We start from the raw sequence: 25040 nt of genomic DNA, 5'->3' as shown, positions 1-25040 counted from the left end.
CGTGTCCTGTCTGTAGGATCGTATAGACACAGATGTGGCAGGAATCCCGTAGCGAGGTGAGCGCGTGCGCGCGGCAGACCGCCTGATCGATCTCGTCACGGGACGCAGTCGACTCGTCGTCGCCGTCTTCCTGGTCTTCACGCTCCTGATCGGGAGCGGCGTCGGCGGACTCGCTCAGTCCTCGTCGCTCGACCAGTTCCAGACCGACAGTGTGGAGGCCGACAAACAGGCCTACATCGACGAGCACTACGGTGCCGAGGAGAACACCACGACGGCCCAGTTGATCGTTCGCGAGGAAAACGCCCTCTCGAAGGAATCGCTGATCGCGAGCCTCGAACTGCAGGCGGCGTTTCGCGAGAACGAGACGATAAACGGAACGCTCGCCGACGAGCCGTTCGGTGATCTGGCTGACGTCGTCGCCACCGCCGCGATCCGCGGGGAACGTGCCGACGAACTGGAAACGCGGTCCGAGGCCCTCGACGCGCGCGGCGAGGCCCTCGACGAGCGACGCCAGCGACTCGAAGCTCAGGGCGAGGAACTGGCATCCGAGGGCGAGGCCCTCGAAGCACGCGGCGAGGCTCTCGAGGAAGACGCCGGCGAACTCGAAGCCGACGCCGCCGAACTAGAGGAGCGCCAAGCGCGACTCGAAGCCGACCGAACCGACCTCGAGGCCCGCGGCGCGTTCATGGCCGAGACGCTCAACGAGACCGGCGATCTACGGGACGCCTACGACGACAGCGAGATCACCGAGACCGAGTACGAAACGGGCATCGCGGACCTCGACGCCGCGGCCCGAGAGCGCCTTCCCGACGGGGAGTACGCCGCTTTCGCACCCCTGATCGACGACGTGGCCGGCGCACAGGCCGAACTGAACGCACTCGACGCACGATTCCAGGCAGGCGAGATCACGCAGGCGGAGTACGAGGACCGAAGCGCCGAACCCGCCGCGGAGATCGAGGCCGCCTACGACGCCATCGAGGGCGAGGTGCTCGCCCCGGCGGGCGCCGATCTGGCTGAGCGCGGCGAGGCCTTTGAAACCGACGCCAGCCGATTAGAGGAGCGCCAGCAACGCCTCGGGGAACGCGGTGACGCCCTTGCGGACGACCGCGCGGCACTCGAGTCCCGAAGCGAGGAACTCGACGCCGAGGGGGAGGCACTCGAAACCGACGCCGCCGAACTGGAGGACGACGCCGCGGCGCTCGAAGACGACTCCGAGGCGATCGCGGAGATCGACCCCGATCGGGACGAGCGGATCGCTCAACTCCAGTCGATGAACCAGTCGGAGATCGACAAGGTACTCGAATCGGTACTCTCGGAGGACGCCCCCCGGGAGGTCTTCGCGTTCCTGCCGACCGACTACGAGCCAGGATCGACGAGCGCCGACGCCCGCGCGATCTACGTCACCCAGACCGCCGGGGACGGGGCGGCCATCGAGGGCGAAGCACCACCCTCGTTGATCGACTCGCAACTCGCGATGGACGGGATCGTCGAGGAACGCTTCGACTCGGCGTTCGTCTTCGGTTCGGGTATCATCTCCGACGAGATCGAGCGCTCGCTGACGGATAGTCTGGGTATCGTCCTCCCGCTGGCGTTGGGGTTCGTCGTCTGCGTGCTTGCGATCGCCTACCGGGATCCCCTCGACATCGTCCTCGGTGGCGTGGGCATCCTCGTCGTGTTGCTGTGGACGTTCGGCTTCATGGGCTGGATCGGGATCGCGTTCAATCAGATCATGATCGCCGTGCCGGTGTTGCTCGTGGGGCTGTCGATCGACTACGCCATCCACGTGTTCATGCGCCACCGCGAGCGGCGCGAAGAGAGCGCCGAGGGCTCGCGCCGCGCGATGGCCATCACCCTCTCGGGGCTCGGACTGGCGCTGATCTGGGTCACGGCGACCGCGGTGATCGGCTTCCTCTCAAACCTCGTCAGCCCCGTTGGCCCGATCCGGGAGTTCGGGATCGTCAGTGCCGTCGGCATCGTCTCGGCGCTTCTCGTTTTCGGCCTGCTGATCCCCGCGTCGAAGGTCGAACTCGACGCCGCCCTCGAATCACGGGGCTACGACAGGCGGCGGCGGGCCTTCGGGACCGGTGGGGGTCCGGCGAGTGACTTCCTCGCGCTGGGTGGGCGGGCCGCACGCCGAGCTCCCTGGGCGGTGATCGTCCTCGTGCTCGTGCTTACGGCGGGGGCGGCCTACGGGGCGGCGGGCATCGACACCTCCTTCTCACAAGAGGATTTCATCGCGGACGATCCGGCCGACTGGATGCAGGACCTGCCCGAGCCGCTGGCCGTGGGCCAGTACGACTCGAAGGCGAACCTCGAATACGTCAACGAGAACTTCCTGCGCGAGGACACCCAAACCGAGGTGCTCGTCGAAGGCGATATCACCCGCGATGACGCGCTCTCCCGTCTTGCCGAGGCCGAATCGCGGGCCGCCGAAAGCGACTCGGCGGTAGTGCTCTCGAGTGGCGAGGCCGATCTCACGAGTCCGCTGTCGGTCATGGAGTCGGTCGCCGAGGAGGACGAGGAGTTCAACGAGACGTTCGCCGCCGCGGACACCACCGGCGACGGCGTGCCCGACGAAAATATCGAGGAAGTCTACGATGCGCTGTTCGCGGCCGACGAGAACGCCGCCCAGGAGGTCGTCTATCGGACCGATTCCGGCGAGTACGAGTCGTTCCGGCTCGTGATCTCGATCGAGGGCAGCGCCGACACCGATCGGGCGAGCGAGGAGACGCGTGCAGTCGCTACGATCCTCGACGGCGACGGGCTGGAGGCGACCGCAACCAGCCAGCTGATCGTCTTCGGGATCGTCGAGCAGGAACTCCTTCGAACCGTTGTCGAGAGCATGCTCGTCACCCTCGTGGCGGTCTTTGCTTTCCTCATGCTCGCCTATCGGTGGACCCACGGCAGCGCGGTCCTCGGGGCCGTGACGCTGGTGCCGATCGTCCTCTCGGTGGCGTGGATCCTCGGGACGATGTACCTCCTGGAGATTCCCTTCAACGTCATGACCGGGACGATCACCAGCCTCACGATCGGGCTCGGTGTGGCGTACAACATCCACATGACCGAGCGATTCTTGCTCGAACGCGAGCGCGATTACGGCCTCTTCGAGGCGCTCGACCGCAGCGTCCGCGGGACCGGCGGGGCGCTTCTGGGGAGTGCTGCGACCACCGTCGGCGGCTTCGGCGTGCTCGTCTTCGCCATCCTCCCGCCCCTCCAGCAGTTCGGCCTCATCACGGGGTTGACGATCGTGTACGCCTTCCTCGCGAGCGTGTTCGTCCTGCCGAGCCTGCTTGCGGTCTGGGCGCGGTATCTCGGCCCTGACAGGGGCCACTCGACGGGGACCGAAACCGCGACGCCGGCCGGCACCTCGGATTAGCTTCATCCCCTTCGAGAACGTAGGAAGGAGTATGGCAGACCTCGAAGAAAACGTCGAGGAGTTCCTCGACGACGCCGGGTACGTGCTTTCGGAGTACGAACAGGGATACATGGACGCCGACGCGGCGCTGTCGGTGCTTTCGGGCCACGTCGAGGACCTCCGCGAGGAGTTTCGCGGATAGGTAGCAAACGTTATGCGCGGGCGGGCCGCGCACCAACCCATGACGGAGTTCTCACGACGTGTCGAGTCGGTCTCGATCAGCGGGATCCGCGAGGTGTTCGAGGCAGCGGGCGAGGAGGCGATCAACCTCGGGCTCGGCCAGCCCGACTTTCCGACGCCGACCCACGCCCGCGAGGCCGCAATCGAGGCCATCGAATCGGGCGCGGTCGACGCTTATACCTCCAACAAAGGGACCAGAGAGCTACGCGAGGCGATCGCCGCGAAGTACGACCGGGAGTACTCCCAGTCCATCGACCCCGGGGACGTGATCGCGACGTCCGGAGGCAGCGAGGCGCTGCATCTGGCCATCGAAGCCCACGTCGACCCCGGCCAAGAGGTGCTCTTTCCGGACCCGGGGTTCGTTTCCTACGACGCCCTGACCCGGATCGCAGACGGAGTTCCGAACCCCCTCGAACTCCGCGAGGACCTCACGCTCTCGCCCGAAACGGTCGAGAACGCGATCACCGACGAGACTGCGGCGTTCATCGTCAACAGCCCCGCTAACCCAACGGGGGCGGTCCAAAGCGAGGCGGACATGCGCGAGTTCGCCCGGATCGCAGACGAACACGACGTCCTGTGCATCAGCGATGAGGTCTACGAACACATCGTCTTCGACGGCGTTCACCGCTCGCCCATGGAGTTCGCCGAGTCGGACAACGTCGTCGTCGTCAGCGCCTGCTCGAAGACGTATTCGATGACCGGCTGGCGACTCGGCTGGATCACCGGCTCGAACCGGCGGATCGAGCGCATGCTGCGGGTGCATCAGTACGCCCAGGCGTGTGCGAGCGCGCCGGCCCAGTACGCCGCCGAGGCCGCCCTCTCGGGTCCCCAAGAGCCCGTCGAGGAGATGGTCGAGACCTTCGAACAGCGCCGGGACCTCGTTCTCGACGGGCTGACCGACATGGGTCTCGAAACGCCGACCCCGAAGGGTGCCTTCTATGCGATGCCGAAGGTGCCCGAGGGCTGGGTCGAGGAAGTGATCGACCGGGGCGTGGTGGTCGTCCCCGGCGAGGCCTTCGGCGAGGGTGGGGCGGGCTACGCCCGACTCTCGTATGCGACCGGCACCGACGAGTTGGAGGCGGCGCTGTCGATCATGCGCGAGGCGACGCGGGCGGTGCGCTGACGATCGGGTCGCAGTGACACCCGAGTTATAACTCCGTTGGATCTATCGCCATCGACGGGCGTTTATCCGAATCCGAGTAACGTTCGTGAGAATGGTGGGATCCGATCCGGCGTATCGGCGCCGCGGGGCCGTTCGAACGGGACGACGAATCGATGGCGGGGACACGAGTCGGAGTGTGCGATGGACGTAGCCAACCGCCTGCTTGACGCCGACAGCGACCACAGCCAGTTCGTCTACGTTATCGCTGCCATCGCCGCACTCAACGGGCTGTTGTTCGGATTCGACGTCGGCGTCATCTCCGGGGCGTTGCTCTACATCGACCAGTCCTTTACCCTCTCGCCGTTCATGCAGGGGCTCGTGACCAGCAGCGTGCTCGTGGGGGCGATGATCGGGGCGGCCACCGGCGGGAAGTTGGCGGATCGATTCGGCCGCCGCCGGCTGACGCTCGCGGGCGCGGTCGTGTTCTTCGTGGGCTCGTTCGGGATGGCCCTCTCGCCGACGCTCGGCTGGCTGATCGTCTGGCGGGTCGTCGAGGGTGTCGCCGTCGGCGTCGCCTCGATCGTCGGCCCGCTGTACATCGCCGAGACGGCCCCATCGGACGTCCGGGGAGCGCTCGGCTTCCTCCAGCAGCTGATGATCACCATCGGCATCCTGCTGGCCTACGGCGTCAACTACCTCTTCGCACCGGAGTTCCTCGGGATCATCGGCTGGCGCTGGATGCTCTGGTTCGGCGCGGTGCCCGCTGCGGTGCTTGCGATCGGGACGTACTTCCTCCCCGAGAGCCCGCGCTGGCTCGTCGAGAACGAACGGGTCGAGGAGGCCCGAAGCGTGCTCTCGCGCATCCGCGAGACCGACGCGGTCGACGAGGAGATCGAGGGCATCCGCGAAGTCAGCGAGATCGAGGAGGAGGGGGGCCTCTCGGACCTGCTCGAACCGTGGGTCCGCCCGGCGCTGATCGTCGGCGTCGGACTGGCGATCATCCAGCAGTTCAGCGGAATCAACACGATCATCTACTACGCGCCGACGATCCTCAGCAACATCGGCTTCGGCGACATCGCCTCGCTGGCCGGAACCATCGGCGTCGGGGTCGTCAACGTGGCGCTGACGGTCGTCGCCGTCCTGTTGGTCGATCGCGTCGGTCGGCGACCCCTGTTGCTCGTGGGCACTGCGGGGATGACCGTTATGCTCGGTATTCTGGGACTCGGGTTCTTCCTGCCCGGTCTGTCGGGGATCGTCGGCTACGTGACGCTGGGGAGTATGTTCCTCTACGTCGCCTTCTACGCGATCAGCCTCGGGCCCGTGTTCTGGCTGCTGATCTCCGAGATCTACCCGCTTCGGATCCGCGGGACCGCAGAGGGGGTTGCGAGCGTCTTCAACTGGGGGGCGAACTTCCTCGTTGGCCTGACCTTCCTCCCGCTGATCGACCGGATCGGCGAGGGCTATTCCTTTTGGATTCTCGGGGTCTTCTGTCTGCTCGCGTTCGTGTTCATCTACACGCGCGTCCCCGAGACGATGGGCCGGTCGCTCGAGGAGATCGAGGCCGACCTGCGCAGCAACGCCATCATGGGCCCCGACGGGGACAGCGAGGTCTCGGAACGCCAACACCGTTCCGATTGAGGGCGGCGGTCGGCGCGGCGGCTCAGTCCCGAACCAGCACGTCGAGCACGGTCGGCCCCTCGCTTTCGACCGCCCGCCCGACCGCGGGAGCGATCCCCTCGGGTGTTTCGACTAATTCGGCGTCCGCGCCGTGGCTCTGTGCGTTCGTCACGAGATCCACCGGCGGCTCGAAGTCCATTCCCACGTAGTCGTGATCGGCGTCCTCGCCGCCGAAGAGCCCGATCGTGTTGTCCTTCAGGATGCGGTAGTTGCGGTTGTCGGCGATTACGACTGTTAGATCGACGTCGTGGCGTGCCGCCGAGTAGAGCGTGTGGGGATAGTAGAGGTACGAACCGTCGCCGACGAACCCGAGGACGGTCCTCGACCCCTCGTGTTCGCTTTCGGCGATGGCCGCGCCGACCGACGCAGGAAGGCCGTAGCCCAGCCCGCCGCCTTTGTTCGAGATCATTCCCTCCGCCGCAAGCGGCCAGCGGGTGAGCAGTGCGTACTTCGCGGTGACGCCCTCGTCGACGATGTAGGCGTCCGGGGCGCTCTCGATGAGCGCCTCGGCCAGTTCGGCCTTCGACGCCCGCGGATCGTCCTCCGTACCCCGTCCGATCGAGTCGAGCGTGTCGGCGAGCCCGGCTTTCGTCTCTTCTACCCGGTCGAGTCGCTCCTTTCGTACCCCCGCTTCGAGGTCGATTCGCTCCGCGAGCGCACGCATGACCTCGCCGGGATCGCCCAGGACGGCGGCGTCGGCGGGCTGGTGTTTCCCGAGTTCCCACGCGTCCGGCCCGAGATGGATGCAGGTCGTTTCGGAATCGATGAGGGGGTTCTCGTGGCGGGTCAGCGTCGTGTTGGTCGAACAGCCCGCGAAGACGAGCGTGTCCGCCCCCATCACCCGCGCCGCGAGGCCCTCGTCGGGTGGGATGTACGATACCCACTGGTCGTGCGTCGTCGGGAAGTTCACCTCACACGAGAGGATCTCGCCGTGAACCCGTAGACCCGCCGTTTCGGCCAGTGTCACAGCGGCGTCGACCGCGTCGCTCCCCGCGCGAGCGATTTGATCGCCCACGATCATGGTCGGGGCCTCGGCCGCCGTGAGCAGCTCCGCGGCTCGCGCGAGTTGGGTGGGGTCTCCCCCACCGGCGGTCGGGATTTCGCCCAGCCGTTCGGGCTCCGCGTCCGTCTCGGCCAGCATGGTATCGAGCGGGAGGCCGAGAAAGACCGGGCCGGTCGGCGGGGTCAGCGCCGTCCGGAACGCCCGCCGGATCATCGCTGGCAGCGCAGCCACGTCCAGCACCTCGGCACTCCACTTGGTGAACTCCTCGGCGAGGCTCACGAGATCGCCCGAGAGGATCGGCTCCTCGTGGCGGAAGTCGGTGCTGTGGTTGCCCGCCGTGACGACCACCGGCGCGCCGGCGACCTTCGCGGCGTAGAGGTTCCCGAGCCCGTGAGCGAGCCCCGGCGCGAGATGCAGGTTCGCCACGCCAACCGGGCACACGTCGGGATCGCTATGGGCGTGATAGCGCCGGGTACTCGCGTAGCCGCCGGCCATCCCGACCGCGATGTCCTCGTGCAGTCCCAGAATGTACTCGATATCGCTTGCCGCAAGCGATTTCAAGACTGGGAGTTCGGTCGTGCCGGGGTTACCGAAGACGTACGAGACGCCGTACTGTTCGAGCGCGTCGACGAAGCAATCCGCGCCGGTGTAGCTCTCACTCATGTGATTAATTGCCGTACGAACGAGTATCAATCCATACGCTTTCGCCGGTCGACCGGACCGCCGTCACACCCCGAACCGCACCCGAACGTACTCCCGGACCCGCTCGGCGGAGCGATCGTCATGGTGATCGAACGCCCACGCCCGAACGCGCTCGCGCTCGTCGGCGTGTGCCTCGGGCGAGTCGAGAACGAGATCGAGCGCGTCGAGCAGCCCGTCGAACGTCTCGGCGACGGGGCCGGGGGTGAGCTGTTCGTACGCGTGATAAAATCCCGGACGGTGCTCGTAGCGCTCGCGGTCGTAGGCGTAGAAGGCGACCGGGCGATCGAGCAGGAGGAAGTCGAAGTAAACGGACGAATAGTCGGTTACGAGCGCGTCGGTTTCCCGGAGCAAGGGATAGATATCGGAGCCCGCCGGGAGGAGACGGATGCGGTCGAAGCGGTCGGGATCGAAGTCGGGGTCGCTGAAGGGGTGAAGTTTCACGACCAACGCCGCGTCACGCTCGGCGAGGAACCGGTCCAGGCGCTCGAAGTCGACGTGTTCTCCGGGGTCGGACCCGTCCTCGCGGTAGGTCGGCAGGTAGACGAGCAGCCGCTCCGCGTCGATGTCCTCGTGGATCCCACGGGCGCTTTCGGGCTGGCCGACGTCCTCGCCGGGGATCTCGCGAAACAGGGCGTCGTTTCGCGGGTAGCCCGTAACCGGCAGATCGGAATCGATCCGGAACGCCGAGCGAAACGCGTCGGCCAGCCCGGCCGCCGTCAGGGTCAACGCGTCGAACTGCCGGTAGGTGTACGAAAGGCCGAGACGCTCTCGGATCGAGAACTCCTCGAAGCTCGGCGCGTCCGCGGCGATACGCTTCAGCGGGACGCCGTGCCAGAGCTGGACGACCCTCGCCCCGCCGGTCGGCCACAGCGCCATGTCGGTCATCGTACCGGTGACGAAGACCACGCCCGCCCGGAGCATCGTCAGTCGTCCCCGGAGCGAGTCCGTGCGGTAGGCCTCGAACCCGTTTTCGCGAAGCTCGTGGACGGTCGCCGCGCGCTTCGAGAGCCAGACCGGCCGGATCGATTCCTCCTCCTGCAGGGCCAAAAAGAGGTACTTGGTGTTGCCCTCGAAGGCCTCGCCGCCGCGCGTTCCGAAGACCCACAGCGACTCGTCGCGCGGGAGAGGATGGACGAGGCGGTGGGCGAGGATCGAGAGTCCCGGAACGCCCACTCAGGCCTCTCCCCAGAGCTGCTGGCCGGTCCGGAGGTCCTCGCGGTCGTCGATCTCGATCCACTCCTCGTGGACTTCGACGACGCCGATCGACCGGTCGGTCGCCAGCCGGTCAAAGGCGGTCTCGTACCACTCGTTCGTCAGGCCGCGCTCGACGAGGTTATCGAGACAGCGGATCAGCGCCGACGCCTCGTCGGGCTCGAACTTACAGAGCCCGATGAATTCGCCGTCGGCGCGGTCGATCCCCTTGCCGATCGCGCGGACCCGTCCGTCCTCGACGGCGACTTTCATGCTCTCGTCGGTCAGGTCGGTGACCCTGTCGACGACCAGCGCCGACCCCTCGCGCTCGCGGAGCCTGTCGAGGCAGGCGGTCGGAAACAGCGTATCGGAGTTGACGAGCACGAACCCCTCCCGGAGCCGTTCGCGCGCCAGCCACAGCGAGTAGCTGTTGTTCGTCTGCTGAAACGTCTCGTTGTGGACGAACTCGAAGTCGAGCCGGTCGTCGCGCTGGCAGAACGAGCGGACCTGTTCGGCCTCGTAGCCGGTGACGACGGTCACTCGTTCGTAGCCGGCGTCAGCGAGCGAATCGAGGATGTGTCCGAGAATGGGATGGCCGTTGACGGCCAGCAGCGTCTTCGGCGTGCCGTCGGTAAGCGGCTGGAGCCGACTGCCGAGCCCCGCGGCGAGCACTACTGCGTGAACGCCTTCAGCCCCTGCGTGAGAACTCATAACTGTGTTGTAATCCACGAGTAGCGGCAAAAACGCAGGGGGCTGTTCTCGCCGGGTGAATATGTAGAACCGATTCGGGTGACGGCTCGCCCTCGCTCGTTTCAGTTCTCCGCGGGCGTTCGAAGCCGCGCAGCGACAGTCGTGTTCGAGGCAGCGATGGCGAGATGGGGAAGACCTCGCGGGAATTACAGCGGCTCCTCGCCCTCGATGATCCGTTCGGCTCGTGTCGCCAGCGCCGGGACGCGCTCACGCATCTTCGGATACATCGGGTCGTCGGAGTTCCCCTCCAGATACCGCCGGAAGAACATCTCGCCGAGCGCGGCGAGTTTGTACACAGCGAGCGCGCGGTAGAACTGCTCGTGCTCGAACTCGAATCCAGTTCGTGACTCGTATCGGTCGACCAACTCCTCGCGGGTGGAATAGCCCTCCCGCTCCATGAACCGGGCGGTGAGCTCGGGGATCGCCGGCTCGGGGTCCTTCGGGTCGCGCCAGTAGGAGAGCATCCAACCCAGATCCGCGAGCGGGTCCCCCAGCGTACTCATCTCCCAGTCGAGGACCGCTACCAGATCCGGCGGCGTCCCGGGCGCGAACAGCACGTTATCGAGCTTGTAATCGCCGTGGACCAGCGTGTGTGGGTGCGAGTTCGGTTTGTTCGCTTCCAACCAGTCGCCGACCTCCTTGAGCGTCCGGACCTCCCGTTCCTCGCTCGTGACCTCGGTGGCCCACTCGATCTGTGTGCCCCACCGTTCGACCTGCCGATCGGTGTAGCCCGCGGGTCGGCCGAACTCGCCCAACCCCACCTCCTCCGGGTCGACTTCGTGGATAGCGACGAGCGAATCGACGAGTTCACCGCCGATCTCTTCCCTGTGATCGGCGAACCGCTCGGGTTCGTGCTCCCTGAGAACGTCGCCGTCGACCCGACTCATCACGTAGAAGTCACTGCCGATCACGTCGTGGTCCTTGCAGGCGAGCAGGGTGTCGGGAAGCGGGACGTCAGTCCCCTGCAGCGCGTCCATCACCCGGTACTCCCGGAGCACGTCGTGGGCGGTGTCGGCGGTCTCGCCCGGCGGCGGGCGACGGATTACTAACTCTCCTTCGCCCCACGTCACGAACAGCGTCTCGTTGGAGTGTCCCTCCTGATGGTGGGAGACCGAGTACTCCTCGACGGGGCCGAGTTCGCCTTCGAGATAGTCGGCAAGCGCCTCCTCGTCGACGAGGCGCTCGAAGTACGTCTCGTTCGCATCGGTCATGGGGTCAGTATTCCCCCGTCGTATGAATAGCTATGGGACGGGATTACCAACCGACACTCGCTTGGGGGAATCCTTTTACAGTGTATCTCCGATACACCCGTATGGAGTACGACGACACACGGCGCGCACGCGAGTTCGCCAGCCGGACCCGCGAGTTTCTCGAGGAAGAAGTGATCCCCGTCGAACGGGAGGTTCTGGGGAGCGGCCCGGCTTCGGAGGAGCAACTCGAAACGCTGCGCGAGGCCGCCCGCGAGCGCGAACTGTATGCCCCGCACCTCCCCGAGGAGTACGGGGGACAGGGCCTGAGCTACCGCGATATGTTACCCGTCTTCGAGGCCGCCGGCCGGAGCCTGCTGGGACCGGCCGCCCTCAGGGTCGACGCCCCGGACGAGGGCAACATGCACACCCTCGAACTGTTCGGAACCGACGAACAGAAAGGCGAATGGTTGGAACCGCTCGTTGCCGGGGAAGCTCGTTCAGGATTCTCGATGACTGAGCCGATCCAGGGGGGCGGGTCGGACCCGAAGATGCTCGAAACCGAGGCGGAAAAGGAGGGTGACGAGTGGATCCTCGACGGGCACAAGTGGTGGACGACGCAGGGATCGGAGGCCGACGTGCTGATCGTGATGGCGCGCACGGACCCGGAGGCCCATCCCTACGCCGGCTGTTCGCTCTTTCTCGTCCCGAGCGACACCGAGGGGGTCGAAATCGTCCGTGACATCCCCCATGTGGGTGGCGAAGTCACGGGGATGAGTCACGCCGAAATCCGCTACGACGGGGTTCGGATCCCCGAGGAGAACCTGCTCGGCGAGCGCAACGAGGGCTTTTCCCACGCCCAACAGCGCCTCGGCCCCGCGCGTCTCACCCACTGCATGCGCTATTCGGGAATGGCCGAACGCGCACTCGACGTGACGAAGGCCTACGTCAGCGAGCGCGAGGCCTTCGGGGAATCGCTCGGCGAGAAACAGTCGGTTCGCTTTACGATCGCCGAAGCGGAGACGAACCTGCACGCCGCCCGGACGATGGTGCGCCACGCTGCCCGCGAGATCGATTCGGGCGGCGAGGCCCGGATCCCCGTCTCGATGGCGAAGGTCTTTGCGGCGAACACGGTCCAGGACGTGATCGACGACTGTCTCCAACTGTGTGGTGCAAACGGCATCGGCAAGGACCTCCCGATCGCCGACTTCTACGAGAACGTCCGGCAGTTCCGACTGGTCGACGGGGCCGACGAGGTCCACAAGCGCGTGATCGCCCGCGAGGCCCTCAACGACATGGACCCACGGGAGATCGAGGCGATCACGCGCTACGAAGGGTAATCGCTCACGGGACGAATTCTTATTAACGATGGATGGAAACACAGTTATTGTACTACCAATGGTAACCACATCTCACTGCGAGGCGGGACGATGAGCGGGCGGTTCGAGGTCGACGGGCAGGTCGCGATCGTGACGGGGGCATCGAGCGGGATCGGTCGGGCGATCGCCGAGCGTTTCGCCGAGGGTGGGGCAAGCGTCGTCGTCTGCTCGCGCGAACAGGGAAACGTCGACCCGGTTGCCGAGGGGATCGAGGACGCGGGCGGCGAGGCGCTGGCCGTCGAGTGCGACGTGACCGACAGGGACGCCGTCGAGGCGCTGGTCGAAGCGACTGTCGAGGAGTTCGGCGGACTCGACTGCCTCGTCAACAACGCGGGCGCGAGTTTCATGGCCGGATTCGACGACATCAGCGAGAACGGCTGGGAGACTATCGTCGATATCAACCTCACCGGTACCTACCACTGCACGCAGGCGGCCGGCGAGCATCTCAAACAGGCCGGCGGGACGGTGATCAACCTCGCGTCGGTAGCGGGCCAACGGGGCTCGCCGTATATGAGCCACTACGGTGCGGCGAAAGCGGGGATCATCAACCTCACGACGACCCTCTCGGCGGAATGGGCTGGCGACGACGTCAGAGTCAACTGCATCGCGCCGGGGTTCGTCGCGACGCCGGGCGTCGAGTCCCAGATGGGCGTTTCGGCCGACGAGATCGACCGCGCGTCGGTCGAGCGCCGGATCGGTCTCTCCGAGGAGATCGCCGATATCGCCCAGTTTCTTGCGAGCCCCGCCTCCTCCTACGTCATCGGGGAGACGATCACTGCCGGCGGGGTCCCGCGCGTCGAGGAGACCCCAGAGGTCTGAACGACCGCCCCGCTCCTCCAAACCCGTTCGCGGTCGTCACTCGAGTTCGGAATCGGTCGGCAGTCGGACGACCGACAGCCAGTAGCGCTCGGTCGCGAGGATCGTCTTGATGAACTCGCCCGGATCGACCGGTTTCGTCAGATAGGCGTTCGCGGCGAGTTCGTAGGACCGAACGACGTCTTCCTGTGCGCTCGACCCGGTGAGGACGATGACCGGAACGTCCCTGCAGTCCGGATCGGACCGGAGTTCTTCGAGCACCTCGTCGCCGTTCTTGCGCGGGAGGTTCAGATCGAGCAGGACGAAGTCGGGACGGGGCGCGTCGGCGTGGTCGTTTCGCTGAAAGAGGAAATCGAGCGCCTCGACGCCGTCGGTGACGACGTGAAGCGTGTTCGCGATCTGTCCCTCCTTGAACGCCTCTTGTGTGAGTTTGACGTCGCCGGGGTTGTCCTCGACGAGCAGGATGTCCACCGGTTCGAGCCGCCGTCCCTCACGCATTCTCCTCGCCCCCGTCGACGGCCGGCAGCGTAAACGAGAAGGCGGCCCCCTCGCCGGGCGCGGACTCGACCCAGATCTCGCCGCCGTGGCGCTCGACGATCCGCTCACAGAGCGCGAGCCCGATCCCCGAACCGGCGTGTTCCTCGTCGGTCGTCGCGCGCTCGAACAACTCGAAGATCGCGTCGGCGTACTCGGGCTCGATCCCCGTCCCGTCGTCGCTGACGGTGACGGTCCACCACCCGCCGGTCCGCGCGGCCGAGACGTGGACCCGCGCCGGCCCCTCCCCGGCGTAGTGGATCGCGTTCGACAGCAGGTTCTGGAACACCTGTTCGAGCTGGCCCGGTGTCCCCATGACGACGGGCAGGGTTCCGGCGGTGATCTCCGCGCCACGTTCGTGGATCAGCACGCGGAGATCCGCCCGGGCGTCCGCCAGCGTGTCCGCCAACTCGACCGGTTCGAAGGAGTCGTCGCCGGTCGTCACCCGTGAGTACCTGAGCAACCCGTCGACCATCGCGATCATCCGGTCGGAGCCGTCGACGGCGATCTCCAGACACTCGCGGCCCTCCTCGTTCAGATCACTGCCACAGCGGCGTTCGAGTAACCGCAGATAGCTCGACACCATCCGGAGGGGCTCTTGGAGATCGTGGGAGGCCGCGTAGGCGAACCGTTCGAGGCGCTCGTTGGAGGTCCGGAGGCGCTCGACGGTCGTATCGAGTCGGTCGCGCGTTCGGCTGAGCTCCTTTGCCCGCGCGTTGTGCAGCCCTGCCTCGTAGCCGGCAACGCTACTGAGCGCCACGAGAACGGCGCCGATCGGGTTCGACGTGGAGACGCTGGTGCCGGGCTGGACGTGATAGAGCACGAGCAGGCCGATCATCAGGCCACACCCGCCGAGACACCAGCGCGTGATCGTCGGGTAAAAGTCGGGATGGACGTCCGCCTCCGTCAGCCGATACCCACCGTAGACCAGCACCACTCCCGGACCGGCCAGCAGGACGATCTCCATCGGCGTCGCCCGGAACGACACGTTCGAGGCGACCTGAACGTACGTCAACCCGATGGCGAGGAGGACGTAAACACCCCCGACGAACACGATGACACCGTTTCCGCCCTCGATGGGCAGGGAGGAACTCATTGGAATTCTTATTCTAACTTCTACGAAATAAATATTACTACCTAAATTTGGAATTCAATCAATCCGAAGTGGGACGGGAAGCCAGGGCGGCGAGACGGTGGCCGTCTTTGTGGGTCTCGTCGCCGGTCGAGCGGGCTACTCGCCCGTTTCCGAGAGGTCGTTCAGGAGTTCGGGATCGGTACGGAACTTGAGGACGTTGTGGATGACCGAGTTCCGGATGTTGTCGATGACCCCGCCGTGGGCCTTGTAGAACTCGTGGATCCACTGCGATTCCGAGCGCCGGTCGGGAAACATCATCACCGACTTCCACTGGTACTCGCCGTCCGAAAGAAAATAAAAGAGCGTGTGTCGGTCCTCGCGGATGTACTCCATGGCGTCGCGCCAGCCCTCGGCGAAGTTCTCGGGGTTGAACCGGAACTCGAACAGGCCGAAGATGAAGTACTCCTCGTTCGGGACGATCGTCTCGCGGAAGACGCCCTGTTGGCGCATCTTCCGGATCGATTCGCTGACGGTTACGTGCGAGACGTCGATGTCGTGGTCGTTCGCTAGGACCTCGGTGAGCTGTCGCGAGGAGATCTGTGGGTTCGCCGAGAGCTCCCTGAGAATGACGATATCGCGTTCCTTGAACTCCCAGTCCGGGGGGCGTTCCGACATGATCGTGGGGTTTCGTTGCTCGGGTACTGTCGCTTTCGGTTACAGTAGCCCGTCGGCGATGATGTTCTTCTGGATCTCGCTGGTCCCTTCGTAGATCTTGGTGATCCGAGCGTCCCGGTAGTAGCGTTCTGCGGCGTGATCGGTGACGTAGCCCGCCCCGCCGTGGACCTGGATCGACTCGTCAGCCACGTCGACGGCGTGCTCGCTCGCAAAGAGCTTTGCCATGCTCGCGAACTTCATCGCCGTGCGCTGATCGCCGTCCGTGACCTCGCTTGCAGCCCGATAGGTCAGCGAGCGGGCGGCCTCGACGTTCGTGGCCATCTCCGCGAGTTTGTGCTCGATCGCCTGGAACTCCGCGATCTTCCGGTCGAACTGCTCGCGCTCGCCCGCGTACTCGAGGGCGGCGTCGAGTGCGCCCTGGGCCGCACCCACGGCCTGTGCGGCGACGCTGACCCGCCCGGACCCGAAGAAGTTCATGAGCTGGTAAAAGCCCTCGTTGACCTCGCCGATGACGTTCTCCTCGGGAACGTGCACGTCGTCGAGGAGCAGTTCGGCGAGGTCAGAGGCACGGATCCCGAGCTTGTTGTCGATCTTCTCGGCGCGAAAGCCCTCGGTGTCTGTGGGGACGAGAAACGCCGTAATCCCCCGTTTGCCGGCGTCGGGATCGGTTTTCGCCATCACGACCGCGACGTCGGCGACGGTTCCGTTGGTGATCCACATCTTGTTGCCGTCGATGACCCACTCGTCGCCGTCCCGTTCCGCGCGCGTCTCCATGCCCGCGACGTTCGACCCGTGGGCGGGCTCGGAGATCGCGCTCGCACACGCCGACTCACCGCTCGCGATCGCGGTGAGCCACTCGGATTTCATCCACTCGTCGCCGAACTCGAGGATCATGTTCGAGCCGAACCCTCGAGAGCCGATCGCGCTCCCGATCCCCGGATCGGCCCGCCAGAGCTCCTCGGTGACGATCGCACTCGAAAGGATGTCCATCCCCGGCCCGCCGTACTCTTCGGGGATGTTCGGCGCGACCAGATCGTATCGGGCCGCCTCCTCGATCAGATCGGCGGGATACTCCTTTCGTTCGTCGTGTTCGCGTGCGACGGGTGCGATCTCCTCCTCCCCGAACTCCCGTACCGCATCGCGGATCGCCCGGTGTTCGCCCGACAGCGTGAATGCCATGTCGGATACTCTCATTCCACTGTAAAATAGTTTTGGCAACTCTCTGAAATTCGTTAACTCTCTTGGCGGGGAACCGCTCCCGTTTAATAGCCGTGCGCTCCTCGCTCCGGTATGCACGCCATCGCGCTCGGCAACGAGGAGTTCGAGGGCAAGAACAACGCCTATCTCCTGGAGGGCGAGCCCGTCACCCTGCTGGATACGGGGATCGCGACCGACCGCACCCGCGAACAGCTCCGTGAGGAGCTCGCCGAGCGTGGGATCGACTTTTCGGACATCGATCAGGTAATCCTCACGCACTTTCACCCCGACCACGCCGGGTTAGCGGGGAAGATCCAGCGCGAAAGCGGCGCGACGGTCTACGCCCACGCCGCCGACGCCCCGCTGATCGAACAGCGCGCCGAGGCGCTCGCCGAGTTGGACGAGCGCCGCCGGGAGCTGTTCAACCAGTGGGGGATGCCCGACGCCGAGCGCGAGGAGCTGCTTGCCTTCCTCGACAGCCATCAGGAGATCATGGGCCAGCCCGCGGACGTCACGCGAATCTCCGAGGGCGACCGGATCGAGACCGGCGAGATGGCCCTCGAAACGCTGCATACGCCCGGCCACGCCGCCGGGCTCTGCTGTTTCGCATTCGAGGGCGACGGTCCCGAAGCCTTCGTCGGCGATGCAGTTCTGCCGGTCTACACCCCGAACGTCGGCGGGGCTGACGTCCGGATCGACGCTCCCCTGGAACGATACGTCGACTCCCTTCGGACCCTGATCGAACGCGACTTCGAGCGGGTCTGGCCGGGCCACCGCGACGTCATCGACGAGCCGGCCGAGCGCGCGCGCTACATCGTGTCCCATCACCGCGAGCGGACCGAGCGTGTCCTCGGGGTACTCGAAGACGGTCCCGCGGACGCCTGGACGGTCAGCGCCGAGCTGTTCGGCGATCTGGAGGGGATCCACGTTATGCACGGGCCGGGCGAGGCGTTCGCACACTTGGACCACCTCGAACGCGCCGGTCACGTCGAGCGCGAGGACGCGGAATACGTCCTCACCACGGAGCCGGACCTCGAAACACTGCTCGCGCTGCCCTGACTCACTCGGCTCCGACTTCCCGCTCTTCGAGTTTGAACTTCTGGACCTTTCCGGTGGTCGTCCGGGGCAGTTCCTCGACGAACTCGACCTCGCGGGGGTGTTTGTATTCGGCGAGGTTGGAGAGACAGTACTCCTTGATGTCTTCCTCGCTCACGTCGGCGTCGGGCCTCGGGACGACGTATGCCTTGATCGTCTCGCCGCGACGGTCGTCGGGGATGCCGACGACGGCGGCGTCCGCCACGGCCGCGTGCTCGAACAGGAGCTCTTCGACCTCGCGCGGGTAGACGTTGTAGCCCGCCGTGACGATCATGTGCTTTTCGCGATCCACGACGTAGTAGAACCCCTCGGAATCGTAATATCCCACGTCGCCGGTGTGGAACCATCGCCGCCCACCCTCTTCGGTGAACGCCGCCTCGTTGGCCTCGGGCAGACCGTAATAGCCCTTCATCACGTTCGGACCCGCGATGACCAGCTCGCCCGTGATCTCGTTCAGATCGACCGCCTCTTCGTCGACGGGGCCGCGCTCGACGGGCGAAACGTCCTCGAAGTCCTCGGTGACGATCCGCGCGTCGATCCCCGGGAGGCTCTTGCCGATCGAGCCGACTCGGCGGTCGTTGGGGTCGTTGAAATGGGTCACCGGCGAGGTCTCGGTCAGCCCGTAGCCCTCACAGACGGTCACGTCGTACAGTTCCTCGAACCGTCGCAGCACCTCGATGGGGATGCCCGCGCCGCCGACGCCCGCAAGACGGAGCGAGGAGAGGTCGAACTCCGCGGCGTCGGGCTGGTTGATGACGTCGTTGTACATCGCGGGCACGCCGTGCATCAGGGTGAGTTCTTCGTCCTCGATGAGGGAGGTCGCCTCCCCCGCGTCTCACGACGGTCGGGGGTAGTACGCGCCGCCGGCAAAGAGCGTCGCGTTCATCGTCACCGTCATCCCGTAGATGTGGAACAAGGGGAGGACCCCGAGCATCTCGTCGTCGGCGCGGATCCCGCCGGGGACGACCGACACCGAGGCCTCGGCGTTCGTCGCGAGGTTCTCGTGGGTCAGCTGGACGCCCTTGGGCCGGCCCGTCGTCCCCGACGTGTAGGGTTGGACCGCGTCGTCGTCGTCGTCCCGCTCGACGATGTCGAGCTCCCCGTCGGCGAGGAATGCCTCGAAGGGGGTCGCGTTTCCGACCTCGGCCTCGCCCACCGAGATGACCTCCTGTAGCTCCGTTTCCTCCCGTACTTCCTCGACGAACGGGACGAGGTCCCCGAGGGCGACGACCGCCTTTGCCCCGCTGTCGGCGAGCAGATGACCGATCTCGCGGGCTTTGTACTGGGGGTTCATCGGGACGACCACGCCACCCGCCCTGAGGGTGCCGTGGAAGGCCACGAGGAACTGCGGGAGGTTCGGCAGGTAGACCGCCACCCGGTCGTCCGGGCCGATCCCGCGCTCGTCGAGGGCCGCGGCGAACCCGCCGACCTGCGCCCAGAACTCCTCGTAGGAGGTCTCCCGGCCCTCGTAGCCGATCGCCGTCCGGGCGGGCATCTCCTCGGCTATCTCCCCGACCTGCGTGACAAGGTTCGTCATGTTCGTTCACGACAATAGCACCTCCGTGGCAAAAAGATTCCCTCCGACGGCTACCAGTTCTGGCACTCGAATCGCCGCCCGCTAACAGTCGTCGTTTGTTCACGAAACTCCCCTTACGGTTGAAATAGAGCCTCGCGGCGTCGATCCTGACGGGTATTATATAGGTGGCATCTGCAGGGCGTGTATGCGACTGGTTCGGGTGCTCGTCTCCGAGGCCCACCGCGAGGACTGGCTCGACGCGCTCGACGACCGGGGGATCGACTACGTGGTGACCAGCGACGCCAGCAACGGCGGCGAGGCGGTCCTCGTCGAGTTCCCGCTGCCGACGCCCGCCGTCGAGGCCGTCATGGACGAGCTACGCGAGGCCGGTCTCGGCGAGGACTACACCGTCATCACGAGCGCCGAGACGGTGACGACGGCGAACTTCGCCGAACTCGAGGAGCGCTTTGCCGACGAGGACGACAGCATCGACCGCGCCGAGATCCGCACGCGGGCCGACGGCATGACGCCCGACTCCCGCACCTACTACGGGATGACGCTGATCAGCGCGATCGTCGCGACCGCCGGCCTGCTGCTCGATTCGCCGGCGATCGTCGTCGGCGCGATGGTGATCGCCCCGCAGGTCGGTGCGGCTCTGACCGCGAGCACCGGGACCGTCCTCAACGATCGGGAGATGATCGCGCGGGGCTTTCGGGCGCTCGTGGCGGGGCTGGTCGTCGCGATCCTGGGGGCGGCGGCGTTTGGCTGGCTCGTCCGCACCACCTCGATCGTGCCCGCGACCCTGAACGTCACTACCGTGACGCAGGTCACCCACCGGATCTCGCCCGGCATGCTGACGGTCGTCGTCGGGGCCGGTGCGGGCGGGGCCGCGGCGTTCGGGCTGGCGACGGCCTTCCCGATCTCGATCGTCGGCGTCATGATCGCGGCGGCGCTGATTCCGGCGGCGGCCGCCGTCGGCGTCGGCATCGCCTGGGGGATCCCGTCGGTCGCACTCGGGGCGTTCGTCCTCCTGATCGTCAACGCCGCACTCGTCACCCTCGCGGCCATCGCCGTCCTCTGGTGGCTCGGATATCGCCCCGCCGACTGGACCGACCGGCCGCTCCGAAAGCGCACGCTGCCCGCGTTCGGTCCCCCACTGGTCCTGCTTACCGTCCTCCTCTGTCTTCTGGCCGGATCGGGGGCCGTCATCGCCGGCGAGATCGCCTTCGAGAACGAGGTCAACCGCGGGGTCGAGGAGGTCCTCGCCCAGGACGCCTACGACCGGGTCGAACTCGTCGACGTCCAGACACGCTTTGCAGACGGCGACCTCTCGTCGGGCGACCGACGGATCTCGGTCGTACTGAGCCGCCCAGCAGACGTGGCCTACCCGGACCTCCCGACGGCCCTCGCTGCGCGGATCGAGGAACGGACGGGGACGGCCGTCGCCGTCGAGATCGAGTACCGCGAGACGGTCTCGGCGGGGACGTGACCCACAACTATGTAACTCCCGGCCGAACACCTCGGTATGGTCTTCGCACGCCACGGGGAGGGTGTCGGTGGGGATCTCGCGGCGCTTCTCTCGCAGGTCCACCCCGTGTTCATGCTGCCGCCGATCGCCGCCTCGTGGTTCGGGAGCATGCTCGCCGGGGAGTTCTCGCTTGCGCTCGGGGCCGTGCACATGACGGCGATCTTCGCCGCGGTCTACACCGCCCACCTCAAGGACGGCTACGTCGACTTCTACCTCCGGGGCGAGGACTCGGACCACCCGCTCTCCGAACCGGGCTGTAAGCGCGCGCTTGCCGGGGCCTCGGCCCTGTTTTTCGTCTGTCTCGCGGCGCTGTGGTACCCCGTCGACGCGTGGGCCGCACTCCTCACGCTGCCGACGTGGCTCATCGCCTATCATCACGCTCCACAGCTGGATACGAACCCGATAACGACGACCACGGGCTACCCGGCGGGGATCGCGCTGGCCATCCTCGGCGGCTTTTACGTCCAAGTCGGTACCCTCGAACCGATCGCGCTGGCCTTCTCGCTGGTCTTTCTGGTCTTGCTCTCGGGTGTGAAAGTCATCGACGACGGGCAGGATTACGAGTACGACCGCTCGATCGAGAAACGGACCGTGGCCGTCGCGCTCGGTCCCGCACGCGCCCGGAGCGCCGCTTACGGGCTGATGGTCCTCGCGCTGGCGCTGGTGGTCGGCTTCGCCCTCCTGCGGGTGTTTCCGCCCGAGACGACGCTTGCCGTCCTTGCCTTTGGCGTCGTCGCGGCCATCTCCCGGCGGGCCGATCCGGAGGTCGCGACCATGCTGCTCGTCCGCGGGGCGTACGTCTTTCTCGCGCTCCTCCTTGCTGCCGTGTGGTTTCGGCCGCTGTAGCCGGCCCCGGTTTTTACGTCGGTCGTCCGCGAACGTCGAACCATGACCGACGACACCGCACGTACGACGGCGATCGAGACCGACATCGTCGCCCGGACCGCCGAGGACTCCGGCGTCGATGAAGGAGAACTGGCCGACGCGCTCGAACTGCTCGACGCCGACCTGCGGGGTCGCCACTCCGAGTTCGAACAGGGAGAGTACGTCACCGTCGAGGACCGACGCGCCTACGCGATCGACCCGGAGGAGTGGGAGTCGCTGTTCGAACCCTACGATTTCGATGACGCCCTCGAAACCGCCGCCCGTCGCGCCCACGAGCGCCAGGCTGAGGCGCTGTTCGTCGCGAGCAGCGGCGACAGCGATGCTCTTGCAGGCTCGGGCGTCGTCTGCGGGATCGACACCGCAGAGCAGTTCGACTGAACTCGATAGCTCCCCCGACGCCGTCGTGGATCGCCGTGACGACGAACGCGATTCGGCCTCGGTGGTGACCCGACGTTCACACCGCCCAGTCGCGACGGCGGGGAGCAATGCCCACCCGAATTCGGGGGCTTCGACGGTCGTACGCACTCTCTCCGGTTCTCGCCGACAGTCGTTTTCTACCGGCGTGATCCGGTCGTCTCATCTCCCTTCGACTGGTGTCAACGCGGGGTACTCCCGCACGAGTAGCTCGATGAGGAGTTTCGTCAGTCCGAGAACGACCGGCCCGATGAAGAGCCCCACGAACCCGAAGACCGCTATCCCACCGAAAATGCCGATGATCGTGAGAACGGGACTGAGTTGTGCCCCACGACGCATCACCATCGGGCGGAGGATGTTATCGACCGTACTGATCGCGATCGCTCCGAAAACGAATAACGCAACGGCGGGAACGGGGCGACCGACGACGAACAGATAGATCGATGCGGGGATCCAGACGATCGACGCTCCGAGGAGCGGAACCATCGCTGCGATGAACGTCGTGACGATCCAGAACACGACGTTCCCCAGACCGAGAACGAGGAACGCGACCCCGAGCAACACCGCCTGTGCTCCTGCAACGACGGCGGTACCGACGAGCGAGTTGTGCAGCAACAACCCGGTCTCCTCGAACAGTTCCTCTCGAACGTCGGGTTCGATCGGTACCACCGCTCGGAGCCATTCGACGGCGGACTCGCCGTCTTTGAGCAGGTAGAACAACACGAAAAACAGGACCGTGAACCCGAGGAAGAGTTCGGGGAGCCCACCGATGATACTGAAGAGGTTCCCGACGAGCCCTCGTGCTCCCGTTTTGATTGCACCGCTGAACGCGTCGTGTACGGTCGCCATATCGACCTGCACGCCGAGATGCTCCGCGATCACGACGTCGAGCCGGGCGACGTCTCCCGGATCGAACGTGGCCGCTAGCTGGCGTGCCTGATTCGCTGCGACACCGAGGACGACGAGGACCGGGAGAACGACGAGAAAGAGACCACCGAGTATCGAAAGACCGGCCGAGAGCCCCGGACCAAGCCGCCTCGAAAGCCGATCGTCTATCGGACGGAGGACGTACGCGAGTATCACGGCGACCAGTATCCAACTGAGAAACGGCAGAACGATCAGTAACGAGAGGCCTCCGGCTCCGATGGCGACGATCCGGAGGAACGTTCTCGAACGCTCCGACCGCGTACTCATGTCCGTCTGGTCCTCCCTGTCAGTATCCCCCTCGTTTCCCTCGTCGTTCCGGTAACCGTCTGTTCGTACACGATGGTCGGAGTGAGGGTTCTCAGGCCCGCGTGCGCCTCGTCTCCGGAGCGGCCCGGCGGCCCTTTACCCACGACCCCACCGCGCCACCCAGCATACCGGGGATGGCGTAGAACGCGAGTACGAGTGCGCCGAAGACGAGCACACCGAACGTCGGAACGATCCCCCCAAACAGCAGGGTCGTGAACGCCGCGCTGACCAACACGACGACCGACCCGAAGACGGTCGCGAGACCGCCGTGGAACGCGCCAGAACCACTCGTGCCGCCAACGACGTATCCGGCCGCGAGGCCACCGAGCACGCCGACCGTTCCCCAGTACAGTACCACGATCGTGGCGTCCGAGCCCACGTAGATCAGACCACTGATGAGGCCGAGCGCCATGGTCACGGCGAAGCCGATCAGTACAGCCTTCCAGCTAATCTCCATGATTAATAGTTAGTATGATGCCATCAGCGATACTCTTTGCGGTGGTGGATCAAGCCAAACTCCCCTACGTTTCGTACCGGGCAGGGGACCGACGGACTGGGCGGCCAGCAAGGACGCAGCCGTCGGTCCCGACCGTTCGGTGAACAGCTGTAGCCGTGACCGCCCGATCCCGTCGTTGGACGTAGTCAGAACCCCACTCCGAGTGCGAGCAGGCCGCTTTCAACCCAGAAGGTTGTTGAGGGCCATCCCGATGAAGAAGACGATTACGACTTCGTTGACGACCCAGGAGTTCGTGTCCATCCAGTCCCGAGCCTTCGGTAGGAAGGTCTCTGCACGCTCGCCAAACGCAACCAGGATAAGCGCTGGGAGGGCCAGCACCAGAAGCGTGAGCGAGATGAACGGAAGGGCGTCCGTCCACGGGGCGTCGTTCGCCGCGAGATAGGTCCCGACGGCGACCGAGGTGAGGATGTTGGTCGGGAAAAATCCCAAGAGGAGAAAGCCGAGCCTGAACGAGAACCGTGGCGTCGCGGTCCCGAGTTTTCCCATCCACTTCGGTGGCTCCGACTCGTGTCTGGTCAGATACGTGTTCACCATCGCAAGCACGAGCGCAACGAGGACGATCACGTTGAGCGTCGTGTTCGATCCGCCCGAGCCGACGGTTCCACCACCGAACGCGTATGCGACAGTGACCACGAGGGTAATCGAGAACGCCGCACCGGCGACGTACGCGGCGGAGTTCCGCCGCCAGTTCTCGGTCGTCGCGAGGAAGATCGGGGAGAGGATCTGTGGGCCCGCGATCATCACGAACACCAGCGGTAGAATCTCGGGGGCAGTCATCGTTCGGTCGCGCTGACGGTCGTGTTCGGGGCTCGGCCGATCGCGGGCCCGGCAACGTTCATCATCGTCGTATCGAGCACGCCGAGGAACATGCCTCTCGAGGCGATGACTATCAGCATCCAGAACCGGGTCCGTGATGGCGTTTGCGGTCCCCTCGGATCCGGATCGCTCATGAAACAGTCTAGTCGTGAC

The 25040-nt window shown here is 65.8% G+C and carries 22 protein-coding genes and 1 pseudogene; 10 read left to right on the top strand and 13 right to left on the bottom strand.

Annotation, left to right across the window (positions count from 1 at the left end; genetic code table 11):
* Nucleotides 1-64: 64 nt before the first annotated feature.
* The 4 genes from HACJB3_RS12040 (at nucleotide 65) to HACJB3_RS12030 (ending at nucleotide 6335) form a co-directional block, all read left to right on the top strand.
* On the top strand, nucleotides 65-3376 hold the full coding sequence (locus HACJB3_RS12040; protein WP_008415731.1) for an MMPL family transporter: 3312 nt from the start codon (nucleotides 65-67) through the stop codon (nucleotides 3374-3376).
* Between the two features lie 31 nt (nucleotides 3377-3407).
* Nucleotides 3408-3557: a hypothetical protein gene (locus HACJB3_RS20230; protein ID WP_008415729.1), complete on the top strand. Its 150-nt coding sequence runs from the start codon at nucleotides 3408-3410 to the stop codon at nucleotides 3555-3557.
* 39 nt (nucleotides 3558-3596) lie between these two features.
* Nucleotides 3597-4718 carry a pyridoxal phosphate-dependent aminotransferase gene (locus tag HACJB3_RS12035; protein ID WP_008415727.1) on the top strand — a complete coding sequence of 374 codons (1122 nt, stop codon included), beginning with the start codon at nucleotides 3597-3599 and terminating at the stop codon, nucleotides 4716-4718.
* 180 nt (nucleotides 4719-4898) lie between these two features.
* Complete coding sequence (locus tag HACJB3_RS12030) at nucleotides 4899-6335, top strand: sugar porter family MFS transporter (protein WP_008415726.1); 1437 nt, start codon at nucleotides 4899-4901, stop codon at nucleotides 6333-6335.
* Nucleotides 6336-6357: 22 nt separating this feature from the next.
* Here the strand turns inward: HACJB3_RS12030 and HACJB3_RS12025 are convergent, their stop codons facing one another.
* The 4 genes from HACJB3_RS12025 to HACJB3_RS12010 all read right to left on the bottom strand — a co-directional run bounded on the left by HACJB3_RS12025 (nucleotide 6358) and on the right by HACJB3_RS12010 (nucleotide 11231).
* Complete coding sequence (locus HACJB3_RS12025; RefSeq protein ID WP_008415724.1) at nucleotides 6358-8040, bottom strand: thiamine pyrophosphate-binding protein; 1683 nt, start codon at nucleotides 8038-8040, stop codon at nucleotides 6358-6360.
* Between the two features lie 63 nt (nucleotides 8041-8103).
* Nucleotides 8104-9252 carry a CDP-glycerol glycerophosphotransferase family protein gene (locus tag HACJB3_RS12020; protein WP_008415723.1) on the bottom strand — a complete coding sequence of 383 codons (1149 nt, stop codon included), beginning with the start codon at nucleotides 9250-9252 and terminating at the stop codon, nucleotides 8104-8106.
* Complete coding sequence (locus HACJB3_RS12015) at nucleotides 9253-9981, bottom strand: phosphocholine cytidylyltransferase family protein (protein WP_238532762.1); 729 nt, start codon at nucleotides 9979-9981, stop codon at nucleotides 9253-9255.
* A gap of 185 nt (nucleotides 9982-10166) precedes the next feature.
* A complete protein-coding gene (locus tag HACJB3_RS12010; RefSeq protein WP_008415720.1) occupies nucleotides 10167-11231 on the bottom strand; it encodes a phosphotransferase family protein in 1065 nt (354 codons plus the stop codon).
* A 101-nt stretch (nucleotides 11232-11332) separates the two neighbouring features.
* Between HACJB3_RS12010 and HACJB3_RS12005 the strand changes: the two genes are divergently transcribed.
* Nucleotides 11333-12547 (top strand): acyl-CoA dehydrogenase family protein, encoded by a 1215-nt coding sequence (locus tag HACJB3_RS12005; RefSeq protein ID WP_008415718.1) that lies wholly within the window; start codon nucleotides 11333-11335, stop codon nucleotides 12545-12547.
* Between the two features lie 90 nt (nucleotides 12548-12637).
* Nucleotides 12638-13405: an SDR family NAD(P)-dependent oxidoreductase gene (locus HACJB3_RS12000; RefSeq protein ID WP_008415716.1), complete on the top strand. Its 768-nt coding sequence runs from the start codon at nucleotides 12638-12640 to the stop codon at nucleotides 13403-13405.
* A 36-nt stretch (nucleotides 13406-13441) separates the two neighbouring features.
* Here HACJB3_RS12000 and HACJB3_RS11995 read toward each other — a convergent pair whose 3' ends face one another.
* The 4 genes from HACJB3_RS11995 to HACJB3_RS11980 form a co-directional block, all read right to left on the bottom strand.
* On the bottom strand, nucleotides 13442-13900 hold the full coding sequence (locus HACJB3_RS11995; RefSeq protein WP_008415714.1) for a response regulator: 459 nt from the start codon (nucleotides 13898-13900) through the stop codon (nucleotides 13442-13444).
* Nucleotides 13893-15032 carry an ATP-binding protein gene (locus tag HACJB3_RS11990; protein ID WP_008415713.1) on the bottom strand — a complete coding sequence of 380 codons (1140 nt, stop codon included), beginning with the start codon at nucleotides 15030-15032 and terminating at the stop codon, nucleotides 13893-13895. The genes HACJB3_RS11995 and HACJB3_RS11990 overlap by 8 nt, the downstream gene beginning before the upstream one ends.
* Before the next feature lie 135 nt (nucleotides 15033-15167).
* On the bottom strand, nucleotides 15168-15686 hold the full coding sequence (locus HACJB3_RS11985; protein ID WP_008415711.1) for an Lrp/AsnC family transcriptional regulator: 519 nt from the start codon (nucleotides 15684-15686) through the stop codon (nucleotides 15168-15170).
* 39 nt (nucleotides 15687-15725) lie between these two features.
* Nucleotides 15726-16865, bottom strand: coding sequence for an acyl-CoA dehydrogenase family protein (locus HACJB3_RS11980; protein ID WP_008415710.1), 1140 nt, complete (start codon nucleotides 16863-16865; stop codon nucleotides 15726-15728).
* Between the two features lie 111 nt (nucleotides 16866-16976).
* Between HACJB3_RS11980 and HACJB3_RS11975 the strand changes: the two genes are divergently transcribed.
* Nucleotides 16977-17942, top strand: a complete 966-nt coding sequence (locus HACJB3_RS11975; RefSeq protein ID WP_008415708.1) for an MBL fold metallo-hydrolase — start codon at nucleotides 16977-16979, stop codon at nucleotides 17940-17942.
* A gap of 1 nt (nucleotide 17943) precedes the next feature.
* On the opposite strand, the pseudogene HACJB3_RS11970 reads toward HACJB3_RS11975, so the two are convergent.
* Nucleotides 17944-19515, bottom strand: a pseudogene (locus HACJB3_RS11970) (AMP-binding protein).
* Nucleotides 19516-19699: 184 nt separating this feature from the next.
* On the opposite strand from HACJB3_RS11970, the gene HACJB3_RS11965 reads away from it, so the two are divergent.
* From HACJB3_RS11965 to HACJB3_RS11955, 3 genes are read left to right on the top strand one after another with little or no spacing between them, the layout of a single operon-like run.
* Nucleotides 19700-20983, top strand: a complete 1284-nt coding sequence (locus HACJB3_RS11965; RefSeq protein WP_008415706.1) for a TIGR00341 family protein — start codon at nucleotides 19700-19702, stop codon at nucleotides 20981-20983.
* A gap of 36 nt (nucleotides 20984-21019) precedes the next feature.
* Entirely contained in the window at nucleotides 21020-21868 is an 849-nt protein-coding gene (locus HACJB3_RS11960; protein WP_008415705.1) for a UbiA family prenyltransferase, read from the top strand.
* A gap of 42 nt (nucleotides 21869-21910) precedes the next feature.
* Nucleotides 21911-22285, top strand: coding sequence for a hypothetical protein (locus HACJB3_RS11955; RefSeq protein WP_008415703.1), 375 nt, complete (start codon nucleotides 21911-21913; stop codon nucleotides 22283-22285).
* Between the two features lie 198 nt (nucleotides 22286-22483).
* Here HACJB3_RS11955 and HACJB3_RS11950 read toward each other — a convergent pair whose 3' ends face one another.
* The 4 genes from HACJB3_RS11950 to HACJB3_RS19970 all read right to left on the bottom strand — a co-directional run bounded on the left by HACJB3_RS11950 (nucleotide 22484) and on the right by HACJB3_RS19970 (nucleotide 25021).
* Entirely contained in the window at nucleotides 22484-23515 is a 1032-nt protein-coding gene (locus tag HACJB3_RS11950) for an AI-2E family transporter (RefSeq protein ID WP_008415702.1), read from the bottom strand.
* A gap of 91 nt (nucleotides 23516-23606) precedes the next feature.
* The gene (locus HACJB3_RS11945) at nucleotides 23607-24011 is read right to left on the bottom strand and encodes a DUF5518 domain-containing protein (protein ID WP_008415700.1); all 405 of its coding nucleotides are present in this window, start codon (nucleotides 24009-24011) and stop codon (nucleotides 23607-23609) included.
* Between the two features lie 219 nt (nucleotides 24012-24230).
* Nucleotides 24231-24848: a GAP family protein gene (locus HACJB3_RS11940; RefSeq protein WP_008415699.1), complete on the bottom strand. Its 618-nt coding sequence runs from the start codon at nucleotides 24846-24848 to the stop codon at nucleotides 24231-24233.
* Nucleotides 24845-25021 carry a hypothetical protein gene (locus HACJB3_RS19970; RefSeq protein WP_155828814.1) on the bottom strand — a complete coding sequence of 59 codons (177 nt, stop codon included), beginning with the start codon at nucleotides 25019-25021 and terminating at the stop codon, nucleotides 24845-24847. The genes HACJB3_RS11940 and HACJB3_RS19970 overlap by 4 nt, the downstream gene beginning before the upstream one ends.
* Between the last annotated feature and the right edge of the window lie 19 nt (nucleotides 25022-25040).

The sequence above is a fragment of the Halalkalicoccus jeotgali B3 genome (assembly GCF_000196895.1).
Taxonomy (GTDB): domain Archaea; phylum Halobacteriota; class Halobacteria; order Halobacteriales; family Halalkalicoccaceae; genus Halalkalicoccus; species Halalkalicoccus jeotgali.
This window is presented reverse-complemented; position numbering and strand designations above follow the sequence as displayed.

Excerpts from the sequence above, each read along its gene's own strand:
- HACJB3_RS20230 (WP_008415729.1), top strand. The coding sequence starts at position 3,408 with ATGGCAGACCTCGAAGAAAACGTCGAGGAGTTCCTCGACGACGCCGGG.
- HACJB3_RS12035 (WP_008415727.1), top strand. The coding sequence starts at position 3,597 with ATGACGGAGTTCTCACGACGTGTCGAGTCGGTCTCGATCAGCGGGATC.
- HACJB3_RS12030 (WP_008415726.1), top strand. The coding sequence starts at position 4,899 with ATGGACGTAGCCAACCGCCTGCTTGACGCCGACAGCGACCACAGCCAG.
- HACJB3_RS12025 (WP_008415724.1), bottom strand. The coding sequence starts at position 8,040 with ATGAGTGAGAGCTACACCGGCGCGGATTGCTTCGTCGACGCGCTCGAA.
- HACJB3_RS12015 (WP_238532762.1), bottom strand. The coding sequence starts at position 9,981 with ATGAGTTCTCACGCAGGGGCTGAAGGCGTTCACGCAGTAGTGCTCGCC.
- HACJB3_RS12010 (WP_008415720.1), bottom strand. The coding sequence starts at position 11,231 with ATGACCGATGCGAACGAGACGTACTTCGAGCGCCTCGTCGACGAGGAG.
- HACJB3_RS12005 (WP_008415718.1), top strand. The coding sequence starts at position 11,333 with ATGGAGTACGACGACACACGGCGCGCACGCGAGTTCGCCAGCCGGACC.
- HACJB3_RS12000 (WP_008415716.1), top strand. The coding sequence starts at position 12,638 with ATGAGCGGGCGGTTCGAGGTCGACGGGCAGGTCGCGATCGTGACGGGG.
- HACJB3_RS11995 (WP_008415714.1), bottom strand. The coding sequence starts at position 13,900 with ATGCGTGAGGGACGGCGGCTCGAACCGGTGGACATCCTGCTCGTCGAG.
- HACJB3_RS11990 (WP_008415713.1), bottom strand. The coding sequence starts at position 15,032 with ATGAGTTCCTCCCTGCCCATCGAGGGCGGAAACGGTGTCATCGTGTTC.
- HACJB3_RS11985 (WP_008415711.1), bottom strand. The coding sequence starts at position 15,686 with ATGTCGGAACGCCCCCCGGACTGGGAGTTCAAGGAACGCGATATCGTC.
- HACJB3_RS11980 (WP_008415710.1), bottom strand. The coding sequence starts at position 16,865 with ATGGCATTCACGCTGTCGGGCGAACACCGGGCGATCCGCGATGCGGTA.
- HACJB3_RS11975 (WP_008415708.1), top strand. The coding sequence starts at position 16,977 with ATGCACGCCATCGCGCTCGGCAACGAGGAGTTCGAGGGCAAGAACAAC.
- HACJB3_RS11965 (WP_008415706.1), top strand. The coding sequence starts at position 19,700 with ATGCGACTGGTTCGGGTGCTCGTCTCCGAGGCCCACCGCGAGGACTGG.
- HACJB3_RS11960 (WP_008415705.1), top strand. The coding sequence starts at position 21,020 with ATGGTCTTCGCACGCCACGGGGAGGGTGTCGGTGGGGATCTCGCGGCG.
- HACJB3_RS11955 (WP_008415703.1), top strand. The coding sequence starts at position 21,911 with ATGACCGACGACACCGCACGTACGACGGCGATCGAGACCGACATCGTC.
- HACJB3_RS11950 (WP_008415702.1), bottom strand. The coding sequence starts at position 23,515 with ATGAGTACGCGGTCGGAGCGTTCGAGAACGTTCCTCCGGATCGTCGCC.
- HACJB3_RS11945 (WP_008415700.1), bottom strand. The coding sequence starts at position 24,011 with ATGGAGATTAGCTGGAAGGCTGTACTGATCGGCTTCGCCGTGACCATG.
- HACJB3_RS11940 (WP_008415699.1), bottom strand. The coding sequence starts at position 24,848 with ATGACTGCCCCCGAGATTCTACCGCTGGTGTTCGTGATGATCGCGGGC.
- HACJB3_RS19970 (WP_155828814.1), bottom strand. The coding sequence starts at position 25,021 with ATGAGCGATCCGGATCCGAGGGGACCGCAAACGCCATCACGGACCCGG.